This window comes from Rhizobium sp. A22-96, from assembly GCF_053521805.1.
The window spans coordinates 104,835-117,449 of sequence record NZ_JBNWDQ010000003.1 but is presented as its reverse complement, the minus strand read 5'-3'; the positions used below and the strand labels follow the sequence as shown (position 1 = coordinate 117,449).

Below are 12,615 nucleotides of genomic sequence, written 5' to 3'. Positions count from 1 at the left end.
GAGTTGTGTCTCCGCCGGCTCGACTTTTCAAATTCTCGATATGCTCAGCCCTTGTTCGGCAGCATCATGCAATCGAAATCCTTGCGCTTCAACGCAGCGCAGGCGGAGCTTGCATCGTCACGGGTGGAAAAGCCGACGAAGCGGGCGCGATAGACCGTGTTGCCGCCCTTGCCGAAGGCCTCCGTATAGGGCGAAGCATTGGCAAGCGCGTTGCCGGCCTTGGACTTCGCCGCGGACAGCAGATCCTTGGCAGCCTGCGCGGTCGGGGTGGCAGCGATCTGTACCTGCCAGCCACCTGATGCAGCCGGCTTGCCGGCATTCATGATTTCATCCATCGCAACGGGACGGTCCATCGGCACAGTGACGTTTGACGTGGCGGCATATGCCAGCGGAGCGACCGGAGCGACGTCTGGGCGCTTGCGTGTCGTGGCCGTCGTCTGTGAGTCGATATCCACGGCGACATCGTCGGAAGCCGATGCCACTTCGACCTGCTTCGTCCTGATATTGCCGATGCTCGCAACAAGCCGCGACGTCGAAACCGAGCTCGCCTTCGGCACATTGCGATCAAGCAGCGACGCCATGAGGGCATCACGGCCGCGCGCGGTTGCGCCGCCCATCACAACACCGATGACACGACGGTTGCCGTCGCGCACGGCGCTGACAATGTTGAAGCCGGAAGCATTGGTGTAGCCGGTCTTGATGCCGTCCATGCCCTGATAGCGGTACATGAGGTTGTTATGGCCGCGCACAGGCCGGCCGCGATAATTGAAGCTTGCCTGCGAGAAGAGCCGGTATTCCTGGGGATAGTTATTGATCAGGGCGACCGCAAGCGTCGACATATCGCGAGCGGTGGTGACCTGCTGCATGTTCGGAAGGCCGGACGCATTCATGAAAACGGTGCGACGCATGCCGAGTTCGCGTGCCTTCTGCGTCATCAGCCGGGCTACGCCGCTTTCGCTGCCGCCGAGAGCTTCGCCCATGGCAGCGGCCGCATCATTGGCGGACTTGATGATCATGCCGTCGACAGCTTCGCGCACGGTGACCGTGCCGCCGGGCTTCAGACCCAATTTCGTCGGGGGCTTGGCAGCAGCGGCGCTCGACACGGGGATGCGGGTGTTCCAGCTCAGCTTGCCGCGATGGATCGCTTCGAAGGTCAGGTAGAGCGTCATCATCTTGGTCAGCGATGCCGGATGGTTGAGATCATCCGCATTGCTTGACGCCAGAACCTTGCCGGTCTTGGCATCCATGATGAAATAGGCGCTGCCGGCGAAGCTCGCCACAGGTGTGCTCACGAGCAAGACGGCCGCAGACAGGGCCATCAATAGTCTTTTCATAATCGTCCCCAACCGAAACATATGCCAACACACCGCATCAATCCCTGTGCGACTTTGCGACAAAAAAACCTGATACCGGTGCGATATTGAGGCAACAGCCTCGATAGTTCTCTAATTTTGCCCTTCCTGGTAAAATAACTATTAACGCATTGGAAATTATGACAAAGATTCAGTAAGGTTTAACGCAACATGCGGTAGAGCGTTGGCAGTCGTCAACCGGATCGATCCGTATGGAACAGGGCATAAAGGCCCGCCTGAAACGTAGCGTGATCTCCAGCGGGCTGGAGGCCGCCGCAATTCTCAACGACGCCGGGCTGATGCGAGATGTCGCCGGCGTGGGCGCCATATTTACGCTCCACCATGTCCGCCCCGCCCTCCCCCGCCGCTTTGCTCCCAACGCGCATCTGGAGGTTTCGCCCGATTTTCTCGACCAGGCGATCGCGCGCTTGCGCAAGGATGGCTATGAATTCATCTCGCTCGATGCACTGCCGGTGCGCATCGCAAACGCCAAGGGAAAACCGCCGTTCGTCGCCTTCACGCTTGATGACGGCAACCGCGACAATCGGGACCATGCCCTGCCGGTCTTTGCCCGCCACGAAGCGCCCTTCACGATCTTCGTAGCCCAGGGCCTTTCCGAGCGGACGCATAGCCTATGGTGGGAAACGCTGGCCGAGCTGCTGGATCGGCTGGATCGGCTGACATTCGATTTCGGTGGCGGCGAGGAATTCCTGCCGCTCGGCAAGGCCAGCCAGAAGCAGGCGGCATTTTCGCGTTTCGCCGCATTCGTTCATGGCAATGACGAAAGCGATGCCGTCAGCCGGATCGACGAGCTTGCCAGACGGCACGGTCTCGAACCGCTCGACATTGTCAGCGCATCGATCATGGATCGGGCCGAATTGCAGGCGCTGGCCGGCCATTCGCTCGTCTCGCTCGGCGCACATACGGTCAGCCATCGGGCCTTGGCGCGCCTCCCCGAAGCAGAAGCTGCGGCCGAAATGGCACTTTCGTCCGATTACATCGCCGGCATCACCGGCAAGCGGCCGACCACATTCGCCTATCCCTATGGCACACCCCAAGCGGTCTCGACGCGCGAGGGCAGGCTTGCCACGGAACTTGGCTTCCAGGTCGGCGTCACCACGCGACCTGGAACGATCACGGCAGCGAGCAGCGATGCCCTAACCCTCTTGCCGAGACTATCTCTGAACGGTCATTATCAGAAGGCGCGCTATGCCTCAGCGCTCGCCTCCGGCATACCGACGCGACTGATGGGACGCCGGGAAACCACCTAGCGCCCCAGAGACAGCCTGGGCCTTACGGGTACATCCGCACCTTCTGCCAGGCGCCTTCCGGCACATCGCGGCGAAATTCGATTCGGTCGTGCAGGCGAAACTGGCGATCGTGCCAGAATTCGATCGACAGCGGGCGAATACGGAAGCCGGACCAATGGGGAGGCCGCGGAATATCGCCGATGGCGTAGCGCGCAGTATATTCGGCAACCGCCTTTTCCAGCGCAAATCGGCCCTCGAGAGGGCGGGACTGCTTCGAGGCCCAGGCGCCGATACGGCTGCCGCGAGCCCTGGTCTTATAATATTCGTCAGCTTCCTTGTCGCTCACCACTTCAACCAGTCCGCGCAGGCGCACCTGCCGGCGCAGCGACTTCCAGTGGAAGCACATGGCCGCTTTCTTCTGGGAAAGAATTTCTTTACCTTTCTGGCTTTCGAAATTCGTATAGAATACGAATCCGTCGCTATCGAAACCCTTCAGAAGGACCATGCGGACATTTGGCAATCCATCTTTATCCACCGTTGCCAAGGCAACCGCATTCGGATCATTCGGCTCTGTGGTCTCCGCTTCGCGCAGCCACGATGCAAAAAGAGTGAAGGGTTCGTTCTGTTCGGTGAAGTCACCGCTTGTTAACTCGTTTTCCGACATATTAGTTTAAATACTCCGCAATTCCTAGAAACAGCCGGCCTCTCAGGCTGGCCAAGATCTTCAGGTGGAAGTCATAGCAAAGTCGACCGTTCATACAAAGCGCAAGCTTGCAAAAGGCGTGACGACGGCTGTCGCCCTTGTCTCCCTTTTCACCCTTGGCGGCTGCGTCGGCGGCGGCATGGACTATCTAAGCTCGGCAAAAGTGGATCGCAGCGTATCGACGGGCACCGTGCCGACGGCCCCTGTCACCACCGACAGCATTTCCGACGAAACCACGGTGCGCAATGCCGTGACATCAGCCGATCTTCAGAAGCTGAACGGACAAACCATTCCCTGGGCCAACGCCTCTACCGGCAGCGCCGGCGTCATCGATACGATCGTCGAAAGCAATGCTTCCGGCGTGGTCTGCCGCCAGTTCCGCACCACCCGGCACTCCTATGAAGGCATTGCCAACTTCTCCGGCAGGACTTGCCTCGTCGGCCAGGGCATCTGGCAATTGCTGAGTTTTCAACAGGCGGGCTAAGCACCGGTTTCCGGCCATTTTCCCACCGCTGACGCGATCCCAGGCGACGCGCGGAAGGATCCGCTGCACCTCCCATTCCTATTTCTCGCATCCATCGTTAGCGATCGGCTAACCATCCGCGAAAATGGAGCAGGCCTCTCCCCAACAGACGTAACGCCTGATTAGCAACTCGTCCGGCAGGATCAGCCCATGCGCATTTCGACCTTGCCTCTCCCAGGGCTGCAAGGCGGCGAAGTGTGGTTCATGAGTTTTTGTTTGGGGTGCTCCGAGCGGAGCCGGATACCCCCGGAATGGTGGCTGGAAAGATGCGCGATCCTTACAAGGTTTTGGGCGTAAGCAAGGATGCGGGAGCCGATGAAATCAAGGCGGCATGGCGCAATCTCGCCAAGTCGGCTCATCCCGATCACAATATGGGCGATCCGACGGCAACCGAGCGCTTTGCCGAAATCGGCCGCGCCTATGAGACGCTGAAGGACCCGACAAAGCGCAGCCGCTACGACCAGATCGCCGGCATGGCGAGAGCAAAGGGCCAGAGCCACGAACAGACGATCATACAGCAGCGCCAAGCTATGCGTGAAGCGGCCGAACGCGCCAAGGTCGCACGAGCCAATGCTGAAAAAGTCATGGCGGAACTTGCGCGGGCGAACGCCCGCAAAGCGGCAGCCTCCGCCGCATCAAGCCAACAGGCCGGGGCGAACGAGTCGCCCGAGGATATGGTCGAACGCATCTTCGGCGTGAAAGCCGCTGCCGCGCAACAGGGCAGGCCTGCAGCCGAAACGGTTGCGCAGCAGGCCGAGAAGGCGCAAGAGCCCAATGCCGCGGCCGCAGAAGAAACGCAGGCGGAAGAAGAGCTTTTGGCGACGGGCACGGCTTCGGCGGGCTCCCGCCCTCGTTTCGGCATTCTGAGCTCACTGGTGCGCCGCATCACCGGCAGCACCATTCAGGAGAAGCCGCCGGAAAAGACACCCGAAGTCGCGGCCGAAGCGACGGTGACCCTTGACGACATGCTGAAGGCCCGCTGGATTACCGTTCTTCTCTCCGATGGCCGCGAGGCGCGCTTCCAGGCGACGACGGATATCAGCAACGGCCAGGTGCTGCATCTGAAAGGCCAGGGGCTGAAACTGCCGGGAATGTTGCGCGGCGACGTCGCCATCACCGTCCATCTCTCCACCGATGCCCGCTTCATGCCAGAAGGCCACGATGTCCGCACGACATTGCCCGTCACCATCGAAAATGCGGTGCTTGGCTGCGAAACCACCGTCGAGGGACTGAATGGTCCGGTCAGGCTTACCGTGCCGGCCTGGTCCGGTTCGGATCAGATCGTCCGCATTCCCGGCGAGGGATTACCCGACGGAAATGGCGGGAAAGGTGATCTCATTGTCGAATTGCGGCTGATGCTGTGGGAAAAACCCGATGACAAGATTACGGATTTGATGCGCAGCATGCGCGAAGGGCTTTTCCTGTGAAATTTTGGTGACAACAGCACCCTTTGTTACGATCCCTAACAGTTGATGATCTTTACGATGCTTGAACAGGGGAACGGCCTATGCCATAGGCAGGATCATTCGAAAGTTCAAGGGAGCAGAATATGGCTCAATCCACTGGCCTCATGACAGGCAAGCGCGGCGTCATCCTCGGCGTAGCAAACAACCGTTCGATAGCGTGGGGTATTGCCAAGGCCTGTTCGGAAGCCGGAGCCGAGATCGCATTGACTTGGCAGGGCGACGCTTTGAAGAAGCGCGTCGAGCCACTCGCCCAGGAACTCGGTGCGTTCATGGCTGGCCATTGCGACGTGACCGAGCCGGCAACGATCGACGCGGTCATCGATGCACTTGAAGCGAAATGGGGCAAGATCGATTTCGTCGTGCACGCCATCGCCTTTTCCGACAAGGACGAGCTGACCGGCCGTTACCTCGATACCAGCCGCGACAACTTCACGAAGACGATGGACATCTCCGTCTATTCCTTCACGGCGGTTGCACAGCGCGCCGAGCGAATCATGAATGACGGCGGCTCGATGATCACCCTCACCTATTACGGTGCGGAAAAGGTCATGCCGCACTACAACGTCATGGGCGTTGCAAAGGCTGCTCTGGAAGCAAGCGTTCGCTATCTCGCCGTCGATCTCGGCAGCCGCGGCATTCGCGTCAACGCGATTTCGGCGGGCCCGATCAAGACGCTCGCCGCTTCCGGTATCGGCGATTTCCGCTATATCCTGAAGTGGAACGAATATAACGCACCGCTGAAGCGGACTGTCACGATCGACGAAGTCGGCAACTCCGCCCTCTATCTTCTGTCCGACCTGTCGACGGCCGTCACTGGCGAAATCCACCATGTCGATTCCGGTTACCACACCATCGGCATGAAGTCCGTGGATGCGCCCGACATTTCCGTCCAGAAGGACTGATCAACAGGAAAGCTGACCGTGTCGCCAATCCTTTATGTGATACGTCACGGTCAGACAGACTGGAATGCCGAGCGCCGTCTGCAGGGGCAGAAGGATATCGATCTCAACGCCATCGGCCGCGAGCAAGCACGGCAGAACGGCGTCGATCTGGCCGAAATCCTCGCATTCGAAAACCGCCCGTTCGATTTCGTCGCAAGCCCCTTGCGGCGAACGCGCGAGACCATGGAAATCGCGCGTACGGCCATGGGTCTGCCGCCAAAGGACTATGCTACCGATGAACGACTGGTAGAGGTCTCCTTCGGCGCCTGGGAAGGCTTCACGCTCAAGGATTTGAAGGCAACCGAACCCGAGCGGCTTGCCGAGCGCAAGGCCGGCAAATGGGACTTCATCCCGCCCGGCGACGATGCTGAAAGCTATGAAATCCTCTCCTGGCGCGTCGGCTCCTGGCTGACCTCGGTCGAGCGGCCCACCGTCTGCGTCACGCATGGCGGCGTTATCCGGACATTGTTCCGGCTGGTCGGCGATGTCGCAAAGGAAGAGGCGGCGGAAATTCCGATCCATCAGGATCAGATTCTGAAGGTCGATCCGCAGATGAAGATCATCGGCTGGATGTAGGGCAATTCCGAAAAAGCTGGCAGCAGCGTCTGTCCGGATCTGCATAAGGCACGCATCAGCGCAGCACTGACGCATTTACAAGCCGCCCCGGCCGGGCGGCTCTATTGATGCTTACTGGACGATGTCGAGATCGTTGACGACACGCTTGCCATCGACTTCCGTGTAGAAGACGACAACCTTGACGCCAGCCTTCAGGCCGTTGAAGTCGAAATCCTCGGGCACCTGATAGTTCTTGCCGTCATCCAGCGTGATGCTGAAATTCTTCGTGTCGACCTTCTTGATCGTGGACTCGACGTCAGCACTTTCGGCAAAAGCTGCGACGGGAGCAAGCAGGCTGGCCGTGGCCAAAAGCGTCGCTACAAAAAAGCGCATCGTCGTTACCCTTCAGGTCAATTTGATTGTGATTTCTTATGCGGTGCAGAAAACACGTCGAATATGGCGGAAGTTGCCCCCAATAGTGACCTTGCTCGCCCAATTGGTGAATGCGCCGTCACAATCCACAATTCGGATTAATCTTTGTTTACCATGCCGATGGGCGCAAGAAAAAATGCCTGAGTGCCGTTTCAGCGACCACCGAAAGAAAGATTTTGCCTTGCCGGCATCCGGCTGTGGGATCAAATAGGCAGCGCATGATGTCACCCGAAAACCGCTTACACTTTTCGGCATCATGCTCTATGAGTGTGCCGCAATCGCAAGAGACTAAACGCGGTCTGCCGGCAGGCCGCATCAATCCGGTCGTTTTCCATGTCGCATAATACATTCGGTCATCTTTTCCGCGTCACCACCTGGGGCGAAAGCCACGGGCCGGCGCTCGGCTGCGTCGTCGACGGCTGCCCTCCCGGTCTTCGTTTCAAGCTTGAGGAGCTTCAGGTCTGGCTCGACAAACGCAAGCCTGGACAGTCACGCTTCGTGACGCAGCGGCGCGAGGATGATCTCGTCAAGGTACTGTCGGGCGTGATGATGGACGAGGACGGCGAGACGATGATCTCGACGGGGACGCCGATCTCGATGCTGATCGAGAATACCGACCAGCGCTCGAAGGACTACGGCGAGATCGCCCGCCGCTACCGCCCCGGCCATGCCGACTATACCTATGACGTCAAATACGGAATTCGCGACTATCGCGGCGGCGGCCGCTCGTCGGCCCGCGAAACCGCGGCACGCGTCGCCGCCGGCGGCATCGCCCGCCTCGTCGTACCCGGCGTGACCATCCGCGGGGCGCTGGTGCAGATCGGCAAGCACAAGATCAACCGCGCCAACTGGGATTGGGCGCAGGTGGACCAGAACCCCTTCTTCGCCCCCGATCCTGAGATCGTGCCAGTGTGGGAAGAATATCTCGACGGTATCCGCAAGGCCGGTTCCTCGATCGGCGCCGTGGTCGAAGTCGTGGCCGAAGGCGTGCCTGAGGGTCTCGGCGCACCGATCTACGGCAAGCTCGATCAGGATATCGCCTCGCTTTTGATGTCGATCAACGCCGTCAAGGGCGTCGAGATCGGCGAAGGCTTTGCATCGGCCGAGCTGACCGGCGAGGAAAATGCCGACGAGATGCGTATGGGCAATGACGGCAAGCGCATTTTCCTCTCCAACCATGCCGGCGGCATTCTGGGCGGTATTTCCACGGGCGAGCCTGTCGTTGCCCGCTTCGCCATCAAGCCGACCTCGTCGATCCTGACGGAACGCCAGTCGATCGATGCCGACGGCAACAATGTCGACCTGCGCACAAAGGGCCGGCATGATCCATGCGTCGGCATTCGCGCCGTACCGATCGGCGAAGCAATGGTTGCCTGCGCCATTGCCGACCATTATCTGAGGGATCGCGGCCAGACGGGCCAGCAGAGATAGGAATTCCGAGATGCCTTACGATCAGAAGCGTGTTGTCGATGCGATCAGGGCCTTCGAGGCCGGCGAGATCGTCGTCGTCATGGATGACAATGACCGCGAAAACGAAGGCGACCTGATCGTTGCCGCCGTTCACTGCACGCCCGAGAAGATGGCCTTCATCGTTCGTCACACCTCCGGTATCGTCTGCACGCCCATGCCGCGCGAGGAAGCCAAGCGGCTTAACCTCAATGCCATGGTGGCGGAAAATGATTCCGCCCATACGACGGCCTTCACTGTCTCCGTCGATTTCAAGCACGGCACGACAACGGGCATTTCCGCCGACGACCGCACGCTGACCGTGCGCAATCTCGCCAATCCGAATGTCGGCCCCACGGACTTCGTCCGCCCGGGCCATATCTTCCCGCTGGTTTCCCGCGAAGGCGGCGTGCTGATGCGCTCGGGCCATACCGAAGCCGCAGTCGATCTCTGCAAGCTTGCCGACCTGCCGCCGATCGGCGTCATCAGCGAACTCGTCAATGACGACGGCACGGTGATGCGCGGCCCGCAGGTGGCCGGTTTCGCCGAGCAGCACGGGCTGAAGATGGTCTCGGTCGCCGATCTCATCGCCTATCGCCAGCGCAAGGAAACGCTGATCGAACTCGGCACCAGCTTCGATATCGATACGGCGTTCGGCAAGGCTCGCGCGCACACCTACTCTCTGCCCTGGGACACGATGCAGCATCTCGCCGTCGTTTTCGGCGACATCCGTGATGGTATCGACATTCCGGTGCGCCTGCATCCCGAAAGTGTCGCCGAGGATATTTTCGGCAAGCGCCGGCCCGTCGATTTCTACATGAAGAAGATCGCCGAAGAAGGCCGCGGCATCATCGTCTATCTGCGCGAAGGCTCCGTCGGCGTCGGCCATTTCGACAATGGCCGAAAGGCACGCCAGGCCGAACGCGAGAGCCATAGCGAGGCGCAGGCGCGCGACAGCGAGTGGCTGGAAATCGGTCTCGGCGCGCAGATCCTCAAGGATCTCGGCGTCAGCTCCATCAAGCTGCTCACCAGCCGCGAGCGCCACTATGTCGGCCTCGAAGGCTTCGGCATCAAGATCGCCAAGACCGAGATTTGCTGATTCTTCACCCTCCCCTTGAGGGGGAGGGTCGGAGCGAAGCTCCGGGGCGGGGTGATCACGGCGACCACCGGAGCCAAACAATTGTCACCCCCACCCGCGCGTTCCGCGCGACCTCCCCCCTCAAGGGGGAGGTGATTGGTGCAGCCATCCACCAGGGCCAAGCTCCTCCGCTATGCTTAAAAGCTTTGCAGCGAGCCGGACTTATCCGATTGCCTGTTGCGTGCCGCCCAGGTCTTGAGGCGCAGCCCATTGAGCTTGATAAAGCCCTCTGCATCGTGGTGATCGTAGACGCCCGTGCCTTCCTCGAAGGTCACCAGTTCCGTCGAATACAGCGAGTGGGGCGAGCTGCGCGCGATGACACTGGCCGAGCCCTTGTAGAGCCGAACCGTCACCTCGCCGGTCACGTAAGTCTGGCTCGTATCGATCAGGGCCTGCAGCATTTCCCGCTCGGGTGAATACCAGAAGCCGTTATAGATCAGCTCCGAATAGCGCGGCATGATCTCGTCTTTCAGATGAGCGGCTGCACGGTCGAGCGTGATTGACTCGATCCCGCGATGAGCCGCGAGCAGGATCGTGCCGCCGGGTGTTTCATAGACTCCGCGCGACTTCATGCCGACAAAGCGGTTTTCAACCAGATCGAGCCGCCCGATTCCATGCTTGCCACCCAATTCGTTGAGCGCGGTCAGAAGCGCCGCCGGAGATAGTTTTTCGCCATTCACAGATACCGCGTCACCCCTCTCGAAACCGATCGTGATGATCTCGGGCATGTCGGGCGCATGTACGGGATCGACGGTTCGCTGGTAGACATAATCCGGCGCGATATCGGCGGGATCCTCGAGCACTTTGCCTTCGGTGGACGTATGCAGCAGGTTGGCATCGACTGAGAAGGGCGCTTCGCCGCGCTTGTCCTTGGGAACGGGAATCTGATGCTTTTCGGCATAGCTGATGAGCTGGGTCCGGGACTGAATATCCCACTCGCGCCAGGGGGCGATGATCTTGATCGAGGGATCGAGGGCATTGGCGGTCAATTCGAAGCGGACCTGGTCGTTGCCCTTGCCGGTTGCCCCGTGCGCAATGGCGTCCGCGCCGACGTCCCGGGCAATGCCGACAAGATGCTTGGCGATCAGCGGACGAGCGATCGATGTGCCGAGGAGATACTGGCCCTCATAAAGCGTATTGGCGCGAAACATCGGGAAAACAAAGTCCCGCACGAATTCCTCGCGGACATCCACGATCCGGATGTCTTTGATCCCCAGCATTTCGGCTTTCTTGCGTGCGGGTTCCAACTCCTCTCCCTGCCCCAGATCGGCAGTAAAGGTGACGACTTCGCACTGATAGGTCTCCTGCAGCCATTTCAGGATGATCGATGTGTCCAGGCCGCCCGAATAGGAGAGCACGATTTTCTTGAGCGTTTTCGGCATGAGTAAGTTCCCATCTCGTGTTGAACGGATGGAATGTTAGGCCAAGCTGCGCGCAACGACCTTGCGAAGAAAGCAAAAAGAGATCAATATTTGGCATAAAATGCCAAAATTAATGATCCATGAGGCAGATAACGCCAATGAATTTGGACGACATCGACCGCCGTATCTTGCGCGTACTCCAGCGAAATGGGCGCATCTCCAATGTGGAGCTAGCCAAGGAAGTCGGCTTATCGCCATCGCCCTGCCTGCGCAGGGTACGATTGCTGGAGGAAGCCAGGGTCATCGACCGCTATGTTGCCGTGCTTGATCCAACGAAGGTCGGCGCCGGCCTCACGGTTTTTGCGCGTGTCTGGTTCAAGACGCAGGATGCCGAGATAACGGTGCAGTTCGGCGAGGCGATCCGGCGGTTTCCGGAGGTGATCGAATGCCACCTGACGACGGGCGAATGCGATGCCATCCTGCGGATCGTCACCGCCGATCTGCACAGCTATTGGCGTTTCCAGGCCGACTATCTGACACGCATCCCCAGCGTGCTGAACGTCAAGACTGACGTGCCGATGGAGACGCTCAAGCACAGCTTCGAATTACCGGTGAGGTAAGGAGAGGCGCTCCTATTCACTCTTGTACCATTCCGGCCTTCTGGGCCGGCCGCAGTAGGAGCTTGCCTTTGCTGAGGCTTCAAAGCCCTTTCGCCGAAAATTCGTGGTCCAGCAGGCCCATCATGATGTCGTCGTGCCAGCTGCCGTTGACATAGGCCGTCTCCCGTTCCCGCCCTTCGACCACAAACCCGCATTTTTCATAGGCGCGGATGGCACGCTTGTTATAGGCGAGCACGCGTATTCCGATGCGATGCAGTCCCATATCGCCGAAGGCATGGTTCAGCAGCAGCGTGATGGCTTCGGTGCCGAAGCCTTTGCCAAGCAAAGCGGGGTTATTGATACCGAGCGCCATCGTCGCGCGCCTGTCCTGGCGATTGACGTTGTCCAATCTGATCTCACCGGCGAAGACGCCATTGATCTCGATAACCCAGGCATGGGGATGATTGGTAAGCCACTGCACCCATGCAGTCGCGCCTTCCCGGGTGATCGGCTTCACGTCCTCTTTGTTTACGCCGTACATCTCCGCTATCTCGGCATGATTGCCGAGAGCGACACGCACATCGGCATCGGCGGCGCTTGGCGGGCGCAGCCTGACATTGCGGCCTTCGAGAATTGGCGATGGCAATGAACCCTCCCTTTTTACAGGCGTCTCTTCTTAACCCTCCCCTTGAGGGGGAGGGTCGGAGCGAAGCTCCGGGGTGGGGTGATCGCCGCCACCTGCAGAGCCAAACAATTGTGCCCCCCCCCCCCCCGGGGCGCGCGCCCCCCCCCCCCAAGGGGGGGGGGTTTTACCCCCCCCCCCCCCGCGCAACACCCCCCTCGCCACCC

General features: G+C 59.9%; 13 protein-coding genes. 8 read left to right on the top strand and 5 right to left on the bottom strand.

The features are described from left to right. Positions 1–44: 44 nt before the first annotated feature. Positions 45–1,334 (bottom strand): D-alanyl-D-alanine carboxypeptidase family protein, encoded by a 1,290-nt coding sequence (locus ACQZ6F_RS13270; protein ID WP_077471287.1) that lies wholly within the window; start codon positions 1,332–1,334, stop codon positions 45–47. Between the two features lie 230 nt (positions 1,335–1,564). On the opposite strand from ACQZ6F_RS13270, the gene ACQZ6F_RS13265 reads away from it, so the two are divergent. After that, positions 1,565–2,623: a polysaccharide deacetylase family protein gene (locus ACQZ6F_RS13265; protein ID WP_449095824.1), complete on the top strand. Its 1,059-nt coding sequence runs from the start codon at positions 1,565–1,567 to the stop codon at positions 2,621–2,623. A 22-nt stretch (positions 2,624–2,645) separates the two neighbouring features. On the opposite strand, the gene pdxH is transcribed toward ACQZ6F_RS13265, so the two are convergent. Next, positions 2,646–3,266, bottom strand: a complete 621-nt coding sequence (gene pdxH / locus ACQZ6F_RS13260) for a pyridoxamine 5'-phosphate oxidase (RefSeq protein WP_068384890.1) — start codon at positions 3,264–3,266, stop codon at positions 2,646–2,648. Positions 3,267–3,330: 64 nt separating this feature from the next. Here pdxH and ACQZ6F_RS13255 point away from each other — a divergent pair, with 64 nt between their 5' ends. The 4 genes from ACQZ6F_RS13255 (at position 3,331) to ACQZ6F_RS13240 (ending at position 6,811) form a co-directional block, all read left to right on the top strand. After that, a complete protein-coding gene (locus ACQZ6F_RS13255) occupies positions 3,331–3,789 on the top strand; it encodes an RT0821/Lpp0805 family surface protein (protein WP_077471290.1) in 459 nt (152 codons plus the stop codon). 290 nt (positions 3,790–4,079) lie between these two features. After that, positions 4,080–5,255, top strand: coding sequence for a DnaJ domain-containing protein (locus tag ACQZ6F_RS13250; protein ID WP_234906164.1), 1,176 nt, complete (start codon positions 4,080–4,082; stop codon positions 5,253–5,255). A gap of 122 nt (positions 5,256–5,377) precedes the next feature. After that, positions 5,378–6,196: an enoyl-ACP reductase FabI gene (fabI, locus tag ACQZ6F_RS13245; RefSeq protein ID WP_068384885.1), complete on the top strand. Its 819-nt coding sequence runs from the start codon at positions 5,378–5,380 to the stop codon at positions 6,194–6,196. Positions 6,197–6,214: 18 nt separating this feature from the next. After that, positions 6,215–6,811: a histidine phosphatase family protein gene (locus ACQZ6F_RS13240; RefSeq protein ID WP_449095825.1), complete on the top strand. Its 597-nt coding sequence runs from the start codon at positions 6,215–6,217 to the stop codon at positions 6,809–6,811. 111 nt (positions 6,812–6,922) lie between these two features. Here ACQZ6F_RS13240 and ACQZ6F_RS13235 read toward each other — a convergent pair whose 3' ends face one another. Then, on the bottom strand, positions 6,923–7,183 hold the full coding sequence (locus tag ACQZ6F_RS13235) for a DUF1344 domain-containing protein (RefSeq protein WP_068384882.1): 261 nt from the start codon (positions 7,181–7,183) through the stop codon (positions 6,923–6,925). Positions 7,184–7,555: 372 nt separating this feature from the next. On the opposite strand from ACQZ6F_RS13235, the gene aroC reads away from it, so the two are divergent. Next, positions 7,556–8,653, top strand: a complete 1,098-nt coding sequence (aroC, locus tag ACQZ6F_RS13230) for a chorismate synthase (protein WP_449095826.1) — start codon at positions 7,556–7,558, stop codon at positions 8,651–8,653. Between the two features lie 10 nt (positions 8,654–8,663). Beyond that, positions 8,664–9,767: a 3,4-dihydroxy-2-butanone-4-phosphate synthase gene (gene ribB / locus ACQZ6F_RS13225; RefSeq protein ID WP_449095827.1), complete on the top strand. Its 1,104-nt coding sequence runs from the start codon at positions 8,664–8,666 to the stop codon at positions 9,765–9,767. Positions 9,768–9,943: 176 nt separating this feature from the next. Here ribB and ACQZ6F_RS13220 read toward each other — a convergent pair whose 3' ends face one another. Next, positions 9,944–11,188, bottom strand: coding sequence for an argininosuccinate synthase (locus ACQZ6F_RS13220; RefSeq protein WP_449095828.1), 1,245 nt, complete (start codon positions 11,186–11,188; stop codon positions 9,944–9,946). Between the two features lie 137 nt (positions 11,189–11,325). Between ACQZ6F_RS13220 and ACQZ6F_RS13215 the strand changes: the two genes are divergently transcribed. Then, complete coding sequence (locus ACQZ6F_RS13215) at positions 11,326–11,787, top strand: Lrp/AsnC family transcriptional regulator (protein ID WP_449095829.1); 462 nt, start codon at positions 11,326–11,328, stop codon at positions 11,785–11,787. A 79-nt stretch (positions 11,788–11,866) separates the two neighbouring features. On the opposite strand, the gene ACQZ6F_RS13210 is transcribed toward ACQZ6F_RS13215, so the two are convergent. Next, positions 11,867–12,412: a GNAT family N-acetyltransferase gene (locus ACQZ6F_RS13210; RefSeq protein ID WP_449095830.1), complete on the bottom strand. Its 546-nt coding sequence runs from the start codon at positions 12,410–12,412 to the stop codon at positions 11,867–11,869. Positions 12,413–12,615: the final 203 nt, after the last annotated feature.

Coding starts and splice junctions, on each gene's coding strand:
- ACQZ6F_RS13250 (WP_234906164.1), top strand. CDS start 4,080: ATGGTGGCTGGAAAGATGCGCGATCCTTACAAGGTTTTGGGCGTAAGC.
- fabI (WP_068384885.1), top strand. CDS start 5,378: ATGGCTCAATCCACTGGCCTCATGACAGGCAAGCGCGGCGTCATCCTC.
- ACQZ6F_RS13215 (WP_449095829.1), top strand. CDS start 11,326: ATGAATTTGGACGACATCGACCGCCGTATCTTGCGCGTACTCCAGCGA.
- ACQZ6F_RS13270 (WP_077471287.1), bottom strand. CDS start 1,334: ATGAAAAGACTATTGATGGCCCTGTCTGCGGCCGTCTTGCTCGTGAGC.
- ACQZ6F_RS13265 (WP_449095824.1), top strand. CDS start 1,565: ATGGAACAGGGCATAAAGGCCCGCCTGAAACGTAGCGTGATCTCCAGC.
- ACQZ6F_RS13235 (WP_068384882.1), bottom strand. CDS start 7,183: ATGCGCTTTTTTGTAGCGACGCTTTTGGCCACGGCCAGCCTGCTTGCT.
- pdxH (WP_068384890.1), bottom strand. CDS start 3,266: ATGTCGGAAAACGAGTTAACAAGCGGTGACTTCACCGAACAGAACGAA.
- ACQZ6F_RS13220 (WP_449095828.1), bottom strand. CDS start 11,188: ATGCCGAAAACGCTCAAGAAAATCGTGCTCTCCTATTCGGGCGGCCTG.
- aroC (WP_449095826.1), top strand. CDS start 7,556: ATGTCGCATAATACATTCGGTCATCTTTTCCGCGTCACCACCTGGGGC.
- ribB (WP_449095827.1), top strand. CDS start 8,664: ATGCCTTACGATCAGAAGCGTGTTGTCGATGCGATCAGGGCCTTCGAG.